This window comes from Neobacillus cucumis, assembly GCF_002860255.1.
In the GTDB taxonomy this organism is placed as follows: domain Bacteria; phylum Bacillota; class Bacilli; order Bacillales; family Cytobacillaceae; genus Neobacillus; species Neobacillus cucumis_A.
In genome coordinates this window covers 1-10232 of sequence record NZ_PGVE01000075.1, presented here as the reverse complement: position 1 = coordinate 10232, position 10232 = coordinate 1, and the positions used below count along the sequence as shown (strand labels likewise).

Here is a 10232-nt window from a genome sequence, read left to right as displayed (position 1 = left end):
TGTTTAGTTTTCAAAGAACAACCTGTCGTTTAAAAACGACTTTATCATCTTACCAAGCTACCGACCGAAAGTCAATAACTTTTTTATTTGTTCCGCCGTCTCAGTGACGACTTTTAATATATTACAGTATAAACACTAAAGCGTCAAGTATATATTTAATATTTTTTCCTAAAGTAGATTTTCCTCTCCTACCGCTATGTCAACACAAGAAAAACCGCTGATAATCAGCGGTTTTTAACCTTAAATAACCCAGTGTTGAATAGCAACCAATGCAACTAATCCCGGAATACCAAGAAATCCTGAAACAGCGGAAGTCGCAAAATTAATTGGAACATGAATTCCATAGCGGCTGCCTGCGACATTTAAAAAAAATAAAAACAATGCTCCAATTAAAAATTTAATTGCTGCCTGTCCGACAAATCGCGCCGGTTTAAAAGGTGCACCAGAAAATAATAATAAGAGAATGAGCCCGCCTAAAACAGAAATGACTACTATTGGTTCCAACTAAAGCTTTCCCCCTTTATTGTCTTTTTTACTTACAACATATGTACAAGTTGTTAAGTATAGACCAAACTAGGAGAAATACTGTTATTTAAAGATTGTTACGTTTCGCTGCTTAGCTTCTCTTAATAAAAAAATATATTTAGCTTCCGCGATTTTTGTTTGACAGATCACTTCTTCCGAAGGATCAAAACTTTTTTCTAATAGCAGCTTCTCTTGCTGCCAATGTGTTTTATACCGGTTTAATTGTGTTAGCAGCTTTTCATCATACTCTTTTCGCAGCCGCCTTTTGCGCCGAAAAAACATGTGTTATTCCTCCGGTTATAGTGTCTTACTCCATTTACTTTTTGAAGTTTATAATTCCCGTCTTCCCTCAAGTGCCTTAGATAAGGTTACCTCATCTGCATATTCAAGGTCTCCGCCTACTGGTAGTCCGTGAGCAATTCTAGTTGTTTTAATGCCTGACGGCTTCAATAAACGGGAAATATACATGGCAGTTGCTTCCCCTTCGATATTTGGATTTGTCGCAAGGATAACTTCTTGAACAGTTTCATCTTGAAGGCGTTTCAATAAATCAGGAATATTGATATCCTCAGGTCCGATTCCATCCATCGGAGATATGGCACCGTGCAGTACATGATATAAGCCATTGAATTCTTTCATTTTTTCCATCGCTATAACATCCTTTGGATCTTGAACAACACAAATAATGCTTTTATCCCTGCGCTGATCTTCACAGATATAACATGGGTCTTGATCAGTAATGTGGCCACAGACGGAGCAGTAGGTGAGATTACGCTTTGCATTCACAAGTGCTTTAGCAAAATCTAGGACAGTATCTTCTTTCATATTTAAGACATGAAAAGCTAATCGGGCAGCCGTTTTTGGACCAATTCCCGGCAGCTTCATAAAGCTGTCAATTAGCTTTGTAATTGGTTCAGGATAATGCATCTATTTTTCTCCTCTAGAAAAGCAGGGGTGCCTGATCTTGAAGTTTTCACCCCAAGTTCCTAAGCACCCCAACTTGTAATTAAAAAGGTAAATTCATTCCTTTAGTAAATTGCCCCATTGTATTGTTTGTTAGCTCTTCTGCCTTTTTAAGAGCATCATTAACAGCTGCAAGAACCAAGTCTTGAAGCATTTCAACATCATCCGGATCGACAGCCTCAGGTTTAATTTGTACATCTACCACTTCTTTATGTCCTGTAACAACAACAGTCACCATACCGCCGCCAGCAGTGCCTTCAATTTTTTGTTGACCTAACTCTTCTTGAGCCTCCGCCATTTTCTTTTGCATCTTTTGCATTTGTTTCATCATATTTTGCATGTTACCCATTCCACCACGCATAGTCCTAACCTCCATTTATTATTCGTTAATCAATAATTTCAACAAATTCAGCACCAAATAATTTCTTCGCCTCTGCAATATGCGGTTCCTCTTCTTTCACAGACTCACCGCTTATACTTGCACCTTCTTCACCATGCTGACTGTTCAAGAAACTTTCACGGATAGGCATCCACTGATCTTCAGGTACACCTAGAAGCTGGAGCCTTTTGCCTGTTAATTTTAAAAGTGCAGCTGTGACGGCTTCAAGAAAATCGGTGCGGTTCATTGCCATCTGGCAAATCATTTCATGCTTAAATTTTATAATAAAAGCGTTAGAGGAGGCTGCAATCGGTTCCGCATCATTTAATAATGCTGCCTGTGATTTTAAAAGAGTCGAACGCATTTCTCCCCAATTCGCTTTAATTACATTTAAATCGCTCTTTGTTGCCTGCTTTAAAACTTCATTTATTTTTCCAACCGGTGCCTGAAAGGCCTTTTTCGACGATGCTCTCTGGGCAGGCTTTGGTTGCCCTTGTGTTCCATCTTGAGGAGCTGGTGCTACCCCATTTGCTTTTAAATGCTGCAGCTCTGACTCAAGCTGATCAATTCTTGCCAGTAATTGTCCAATAGGCGCAGAATCAACTTGAGTGGATGGCTTAACTTCCATTTGACAAAGCTTTACTACCGCTACCTCTAAGAAAATCCGAGGGTGATTGGTCCATCGCATTTCCTGCTGTGTCTTGTTCAATAAATCTATCAACTGATAAATCTGTTCAACCGGAATCGTTTCTGCTAATTGTTTGAAATCATCATCCAACATGACTCTTTCAAGTGATTCCTCAAGATTTGGTGCTGTTTTATAAAGGAGCATATCCCGATAAAATAAAATTAAGTCCTCAATAAATCTAGCTGGGTCTTTTCCATGGAACAACAGTTCATCAAGAGCTTCTAAACCGCTGGCCACATCACCTTGCTGGAAGGCATGGGCTAATTTATTTAGAAATCCTTGTGATACAGACCCTGTAACAGTTAAAGCATCTTCAAGTGTAACACGGTCCTGACTGTAGGATATGGCTTGATCCAATAAACTTAAGGCATCACGCATTCCACCCTCAGCAGCCCGGGCAATCATTTGCAAGGCGGATTCATCACAATTGACACCTGTTTCCTCCACGATTAACTTCATTCGGTTAACAATGGAACCAGCAGTAATTCTCCTAAAATCAAAACGCTGGCATCTTGAGATAATCGTTAGTGGAATTTTATGAGGTTCCGTCGTAGCTAAAATAAATATAACATGCTTTGGCGGTTCTTCTAACGTTTTTAACAAGGCATTAAATGCGCTTATCGACAGCATATGCACTTCATCTATTATATAAACCTTATAGTTTACAGCCGTCGGTGCAAATTTCACCTTATCTAAGACATCCCTCATCTCTTCAACACGGGAGTTAGAAGCAGCATCAAATTCTAATACATCTGAAATGGTTCCATTTGTAATCCCGCGGCACGCCGCACATTCATTACAAGGTTCTGAAACCGGTGCATGTTCGCAATTTATAGCCTTTGCTAATATTTTAGCAGCACTAGTTTTACCTGTTCCTCTTGGACCGGAAAAAAGATAGGCATGCGAAATTTTTTGTTGAAGCAGGGCGTTTTGCAATGTCTTGGTTACATGTTCTTGTCCTACTACATCAATAAATGCCTGCGGCCGCCAAACACGATATAAAGCTTGATACGCCATTGGACACCGCCCCCTTCAAAATTTTTATCATCTTATCCATTATAGCTTATTTATTTTCCATATTTCAAAGTGTATGTAAAAAAACTCATCCCGAAATTGGGATGAGTAATTTTAATAGTATATGTACTGCCGTGCACCTTCCGTCGACTTACGCCCATAAGCGTTACTTAAGCAGTTAGCTCGGCCCAGGCAACCCCTGCGGCACATGGGAGCGTCCACTTAATGCTGCTTCCTTCCGGACCTGACATGGTTCATGGATTCCCATTGCGCAGGACCTGGGCGTCAACACCACTTACTTAAGGCAGACCCTACAGGTCGTAAAGCCTCGGGAAGGGATTCAGTCCCGCTAGAGCGGATTGCGGGTACAGGGCACCGCTGCCTCCCCACCTAGCACGGCAAAATTGATACCTAATTTTTCAGTGCGTCATTTCGACGCCTTTTTAATATACAACCTATTGAAAAAAAAAGCAATTGATTTCACTTGTAAATTATTGTAAATCGTTTGATGTTTGATTTTTCTTCATTTGCTTTGTAAGTTTTTTTCCTTCTCTAATCCTGCGAAAAAAATCAGAGAGCAGCTGCCCGCACTCTTTTTCCATTACCCCTTTGGTTAGTTCACATTGATGATTAAAGCGATCATCCTGGAGAAGATTCATAAGTGTCCCGGCACATCCTCCTTTAGGATCGCCTGCACCGTACACCACTCTTTTTACTCTAGATAAAATAATCGCACCTGCACACATAGGGCAAGGCTCCAGGGTAACATACAGGGTTGAATTCTCTAACCTCCATGACCCCGTATCACGGCATGCCTGATCAATGGCTAAAAGCTCTGCATGAGCAATTGCATTTTGTTCTAGTTCTCTTAAATTATGTGCTCGGGAAATGATTTCTCCCTTCATTACCAGTATGGCCCCGATTGGTACTTCATTCATTTCTTCCGCTTTCTTTGCTTCCTTTATAGCTTCCATCATAAAATACTCATCATGTGTGTGTGTGCTTTCCATTAAATGATCACCTATTGTTTTAAAAATTACTACTTGTGGTAAATACCTAAAGTATTTAGACAGGATAAAAAATCCTTGCTATTTCCAAAATAAACGGTAAGGAGGAGATTAGTTTGACTCATAACCGCTCTGCACTATTAATTATTGATATGATCAATAACTTTGATTTTACATATGGCCCCATTCTTGCCAAAAAAGCACTTAAAATTGCGGAACCAATAAAAAGATTAAAAGATCAATTTAATCAGCAGCAACTGCCGGTTATCTTTATTAACGATCATTATAATTTATGGCAGGCCGATTACCATAAGATTATCGAATATTGTCGAAACCCATATAGCGATCCTGTCTATAAACGACTGCTTCCGGATGACAAGGATTATTTTTTAATCAAACCAAAACACTCTGCCTTTTACGGTACAGCTTTAAATACCCTGCTGCACCAGCTAAAAGTAAATTCTCTTATTGTTACTGGAATAGCGGGTAATATTTGTGTGTTATTTACAGCAAACGACGCATATATGCGTGAATACAAACTTGCCATCCCAAATGATTGTATTGCTTCAGCCGATGACAACGATAATCAATACGCTCTTATGATGATGAAAAATGTTTTAAAGGCCGCCACTGAACCAAGTAACCATGAAATTTACCAACATTATATCATGTAATGCATCCAGCCCTCATAGAATAGCTGTAGCGTATGTCTGCAGGGAGGGATTCATAATGCAAATTCATGTAGTAAAAAGTGGTGAATCTTTAACAACTATTGCTAGGACCTATCATTCAACTGTTCAAGATATCGTAGAGGCTAATGACCTGCCTAATCCAAATAATCTTGTTATAGGACAATCAATTGTTATCCCTATTATCGGCCGGTTTTATTTTGTTCAACCTGGTGATTCTCTTTATTCTATAGCCCGTGAGTTTGGGGTTACTCCTCAGCAATTGGCAAGCGTTAACCGTATTAACATGAATCAGCCTTTAAATGTAGGTTTTCGTCTCTATATCCCCCAAGGCGCAAAAAGAAATGCTGAATTTAACGCCTATGTTGAACCACGGGGAACTTCGGTAGCTCCTATTTTGGAAACAAGTGCCCGGGAAGCTGCTCCTTATCTGACCTATCTAGCCCCTTTCGCTTTTCAGGCGCGCCGCGATGGAACCTTAAAAGAGCCTTTACTTAATAATTTCCCTGCAATCGCTAGAGCCAATCGTAATGTATTAATGATGGTCATTAACAATCAGGAAAATGACCAGTTTAGTGATGAACTTGGCCGAATTCTATTAACTGATATCACGATCCAGGATCGTTTTCTTAATAATATTGTCGCTACTGCCAAGAAATATGGGTTTCGCGATATCCATTTTGATTTTGAATTTTTACGTCCAGCAGACCGGGAAGCCTATAATAACTTTTTACGGAAGGCAAAGCAAAGGTTTAAACGGGAAGGCTGGCTGATGTCGACAGCCCTTGCCCCGAAAACAAGTGCCACCCAAAAAGGAAAATGGTATGAAGGACATGATTATAAAGCTCATGGGGAAATTTCAGACTTTGTGGTTATTATGACCTATGAATGGGGATATAGCGGCGGTCCCGCTATGGCCGTCTCGCCGATTGAACCAGTGAGACGGGTTTTAGAATACGCGATCACCGAGATGCCTTCTACGAAAATTTTAATGGGTCAAAATCTCTATGGATATGACTGGACTCTACCTTTTGTACAAGGAACAGTTGCAAGAGCGGTGAGCCCGCAGCAGGCCATTCAGTTAGCAGCCACACATAATGTCCCAATTGAATACGACACAAAGGCACAGGCACCTCATTTCCGCTATACTACTGAAGGAAAGCAGCATGAAGTGTGGTTTGAAGATGCCCGTTCCATTCAGGCCAAATTTGACTTAATCAAGGAGCTGAATCTCAGAGGAATGAGCTACTGGAAACTTGGGTTAGCATTCCCGCAAAATTGGCTGTTAATCGTTGACAATTTCCATGTAACCAAACGGGGGACGTAGGTAAAAGGTTTTACAAGTTTATAAAAATTTCCATTCTACAAAAACTGCCGTCATTCGGCAGTTTTTTCATATATTTGACATAAAACTCACCACTTGAAAATATTCCATATCCCTTCCTTCGACAGATTATGATAGAATATTCTTTGCGTGAAAAAAAGGTTATAAACTAATTATAAGATAATATAGATGTGCAGGCAGTTGGAGAAGGAGGACTTGCAATGGGGGTTACACCCTTTATTACCGTTGAAGGGCCGATTGGTGTAGGAAAAACATCTCTCGCAAAAGCCATTTCAGAACAATTCAATTTTGCATTATTAAAAGAGATTGTTGATGAAAATCCATTTTTAGGGAAATTCTACGAAAATATAGAGGAGTGGAGTTTTCAAACGGAGATGTTCTTTCTCTGCAATCGCTATAAACAATTAGGGGATATCAATACCCATTATTTAAGCCAAAATAGATCTGTTGTTGCAGACTATCATATTTTAAAGAATCTGATCTTTGCAGAGCGGACTTTAAATAACGAAGAGTACCAAAAGTATTTAAAAATTTATCAAATCTTGACAGAAGATATGCCGAAGCCGAATGTTATTATCTATCTAAATGCAAGCCTCGATACACTTTTAAAACGGATTAAAAAAAGAGGACGTGAAGTTGAGAAAAACATTAGTCCTTTATATTTAGAACAGCTCTCCATTGACTATGAAAATACCCTAGCTTCGTTTGAAAAGGAACATCCAGAAATCCCTGTTCTGCGATTTAGTGGTGATGAGCTGGATTTTGTAAAAAACGAAAAGGATTTAAATTATATATTTCAAAAGCTATCCACTTCCTTAAAAGAAACCAGCTGGGCAAAAAACATATTATTGAACGGGGGATGTTAGTGAGTATCGTTATTGGTGGTATGATCGGACTGGGTAAAACAAGTGTAGCAGATACATTAAATGCACACTTTAAAAATAAAGGTATAGAGAGTAAGGTATTTTATGAAGCGGTCGATGATAATCCAATTCTTCCCCTTTATTATGAACTGACACCAGAAGAATTGGATGCAAAAAGAATCCCATTCCTCTTACAATTGTTCTTTTTAAATAAACGCTTTAAAACCGTTAAGGAATGTATGAATTGGCTAGAACCGGTATATACCATTCAGGATCGTTCGATTTATGAAGATTGGTATTTTGCTTATGTAAATAAAAACTTAGGCCGAATTTCGAAACTTGAATTCAAAATTTATGAAGAGCTTGTTGATAATATGATGGAAGAACTAAATGAACTTCCTAAGAAAGCACCGGATTTAATGGTTTACTTAAAGGGATCATTTGAAACGGTCATTGACCGGATTATGGCTCGAGGCAGAAGCTTTGAAATCAACCCTGAATTAAAAGAGTACTACTTCGAAGTGTGGAAGGGTTACGATGAATGGGTATTGGACCAGTATTCGGCCAGTGAAGTGCTTGTCATTGATATGGATAAAACGGACGTTGTCAAAAACAAAGCAGATGCATTGATGGTTTGTAATGCCGTTGAAGAAAAATTGAAGGAAATTTTAAAAATAGAAAAAGCACAGATTGGTTAAACCAATTTGTGCTTTTTATTTTTTTAACCAGGAGAAAGTGTCTTGATTAGCGTATATCTAGGTATTTTTTCAAAAAAAAAATTCGTTACAAGTAATATGTAACGAATTTCTATCTCCAGTTTTTATGCGCGTGATTGTTTTTAGATGATGGCGGAGGAAGAGGGATTCGAACCCCCGCGCGGTTTAACCCGCCTGTCGGTTTTCAAGACCGATCCCTTCAGCCGGACTTGGGTATTCCTCCGTATCGACAAAAGATAATTTACCATACATACAATGCTATGTCAAATAGAATAAATCGGTTTTTCCGGACAATTCTAGATTGCCCGGAAAAATCCTATTTGATGTATTTCTTTTTTACGATATTACAAAGGTTTAATGACTTCACGGTTGCCCATATATGGACGTAAAGCTGCAGGGATAACGACACTGCCGTCAGCTTGCTGATAATTCTCAAGGATGGCAGCGACCGTACGGCCAATCGCAAGGCCAGAACCATTTAGAGTATGAACATGTTCTGGTTTCGCCTTCGGATCACGACGGAAGCGAATATTTGCTCGTCTTGCCTGGAAGGCCTCAAAGTTACTGCAAGAAGAAATTTCACGATACGTTCCATAACTTGGAATCCAAACTTCAATATCGTATTTTTTAGCAGCCGTAAAGCCTAGGTCTCCTGTGCACATGCTTAACACACGGTATGGCAGTTCAAGCAGCTGCAGCACACGTTCTGCATCATGAGTTAGCTTTTCGAGCTCTTCATAAGAATCTTCAGGTTTCACAAACTTAACAAGCTCCACCTTATTAAATTGGTGCTGACGGATTAAACCTCTTGTATCGCGTCCAGCTGATCCTGCCTCAGAGCGGAAACAAGCACTATATGCTGCAAATCGAATGGGAAGATCTTCTCCGCTTAAAATTTCATCTCTGTGATAGTTTGTGACAGGCACTTCAGCTGTTGGGATAAGGAAGTAATCTTCGCTTTCAATTAAGAAGGCATCCTCTTCAAACTTTGGCAGCTGCCCCGTTCCAGTCATGCTTGTGCGATTGACTAAGTATGGCGGCAGAATTTCTGTATAGCCATGCTCGTCAACATGGAGGTCAAGCATGAAGCTTATTAAGGCACGTTCTAAACGAGCACCAAGCCCCTTATAAAAGACAAAACGGCTTCCGGTAACTTTTCCTGCACGTTCAAAATCAAGGATGCCCAGTTCATCTGCAACGTCCCAGTGCGGCTTAGCTTCAAAGTCAAACTCACGGATTTGACCCCATTTTTTTATTTCCACATTATCCTCTTCGGTTTCACCGATTGGTACACTTTCATGTGGAATATTAGGAATGCTTAGGAGCAGCTGTTCTAGGGTCTCTTCAACCCCGCGCAGTTCGTCATCTAAGGTTTTAATTTGATCGCCTACTTCACGCATTTCCGTAATTAAGTGATCGGCATCTTTCTTTTCTCGCTTAAGTGCTGCCACTTGCTGAGAAACTTCATTTTTTCGGCTCTTTAACTTTTCAGACTCGACAATTAATTCTCGTCTTTTTACATCCAAGTCCTCAAATCTGCCTAAATCAGTTAAATCTTCGCCACGATGCTGGAGCTTTTCTTTTACTTCAGCAAAGTTAGCCCGTAGTACTTTAATATCTAGCATGGGAATAACTCTCCTTTGTATTAATAATTTTTGGAATCAGAGTACCTGTTTATTTAGTTCTTCTTAAGGATAGTTCAAAATAACTCTTTTTCTTCAAGTATCCTTATTGAAGACCGTTTCAAGAGATTTCCTCCGATTTTTGTCTTCAAGGGCCTTTATTGAGGACAGGTTCAGAAGATTTCCTCCGACTTTCGTCTTCAAGAGCCCCTTTTGAGGACAGGTTCAGAAGATTTTCCCCGACTTTTGTCTTCAAGAGCCTTTATTGAGGACAGTTCTAGATGATTTCCTCCGACTTTTGTCTTCAAGAGCCCCTTTTGAGGACAGGTTCAGAAGATTTTCCCCGACTTTTGTCTTCAAGAGCCTTTATTGAGGACAGGTCTAGATGGTTTCCTCCGACTTTTGTCTTCAAGAGCCCCTA

The 10232-nt window shown here is 39.7% G+C and carries 11 protein-coding genes, 1 tRNA gene and 1 other RNA gene; 4 read left to right on the top strand and 9 right to left on the bottom strand.

What is annotated here, in order from left to right:
• Positions 1-240 precede the first annotated feature (240 nt).
• The 7 genes from CVD27_RS20480 to tadA form a co-directional block, all read right to left on the bottom strand.
• A complete protein-coding gene (locus tag CVD27_RS20480; RefSeq protein ID WP_101649978.1) occupies positions 241-504 on the bottom strand; it encodes a pro-sigmaK processing inhibitor BofA family protein in 264 nt (87 codons plus the stop codon).
• 84 nt (positions 505-588) lie between these two features.
• Positions 589-807 (bottom strand): YaaL family protein, encoded by a 219-nt coding sequence (locus CVD27_RS20475; protein WP_101649976.1) that lies wholly within the window; start codon positions 805-807, stop codon positions 589-591.
• A 48-nt stretch (positions 808-855) separates the two neighbouring features.
• The gene (gene recR, locus CVD27_RS20470; protein WP_101649974.1) at positions 856-1452 is read right to left on the bottom strand and encodes a recombination mediator RecR; all 597 of its coding nucleotides are present in this window, start codon (positions 1450-1452) and stop codon (positions 856-858) included.
• Between the two features lie 79 nt (positions 1453-1531).
• Complete coding sequence (locus CVD27_RS20465; RefSeq protein WP_101649972.1) at positions 1532-1849, bottom strand: YbaB/EbfC family nucleoid-associated protein; 318 nt, start codon at positions 1847-1849, stop codon at positions 1532-1534.
• 25 nt (positions 1850-1874) lie between these two features.
• On the bottom strand, positions 1875-3572 hold the full coding sequence (gene dnaX, locus CVD27_RS20460; protein WP_101649970.1) for a DNA polymerase III subunit gamma/tau: 1698 nt from the start codon (positions 3570-3572) through the stop codon (positions 1875-1877).
• 129 nt (positions 3573-3701) lie between these two features.
• Positions 3702-3968, bottom strand: an RNA gene (gene ffs / locus CVD27_RS20455) — signal recognition particle sRNA large type.
• Positions 3969-4060: 92 nt separating this feature from the next.
• A complete protein-coding gene (tadA, locus tag CVD27_RS20450) occupies positions 4061-4579 on the bottom strand; it encodes a tRNA adenosine(34) deaminase TadA (protein ID WP_101649968.1) in 519 nt (172 codons plus the stop codon).
• A gap of 113 nt (positions 4580-4692) precedes the next feature.
• Here tadA and CVD27_RS20445 point away from each other — a divergent pair, with 113 nt between their 5' ends.
• The 4 genes from CVD27_RS20445 to CVD27_RS20430 all read left to right on the top strand — a co-directional run bounded on the left by CVD27_RS20445 (position 4693) and on the right by CVD27_RS20430 (position 8171).
• Positions 4693-5250: an isochorismatase family cysteine hydrolase gene (locus CVD27_RS20445; protein ID WP_101649966.1), complete on the top strand. Its 558-nt coding sequence runs from the start codon at positions 4693-4695 to the stop codon at positions 5248-5250.
• Positions 5251-5305: 55 nt separating this feature from the next.
• A complete protein-coding gene (locus CVD27_RS20440) occupies positions 5306-6592 on the top strand; it encodes a glycoside hydrolase family 18 protein (RefSeq protein WP_101649961.1) in 1287 nt (428 codons plus the stop codon).
• Between the two features lie 218 nt (positions 6593-6810).
• Positions 6811-7476, top strand: a complete 666-nt coding sequence (locus CVD27_RS20435) for a deoxynucleoside kinase (RefSeq protein ID WP_101649959.1) — start codon at positions 6811-6813, stop codon at positions 7474-7476.
• Positions 7470-8171: a deoxynucleoside kinase gene (locus tag CVD27_RS20430; RefSeq protein WP_219621323.1), complete on the top strand. Its 702-nt coding sequence runs from the start codon at positions 7470-7472 to the stop codon at positions 8169-8171. The genes CVD27_RS20435 and CVD27_RS20430 overlap by 7 nt, the downstream gene beginning before the upstream one ends.
• Positions 8172-8319: 148 nt before the next feature.
• Here CVD27_RS20430 and CVD27_RS20425 read toward each other — a convergent pair.
• Positions 8320-8412, bottom strand: a tRNA-Ser gene (locus tag CVD27_RS20425).
• A 121-nt stretch (positions 8413-8533) separates the two neighbouring features.
• Entirely contained in the window at positions 8534-9814 is a 1281-nt protein-coding gene (gene serS, locus CVD27_RS20420; RefSeq protein ID WP_101649955.1) for a serine--tRNA ligase, read from the bottom strand.
• Between the last annotated feature and the right edge of the window lie 418 nt (positions 9815-10232).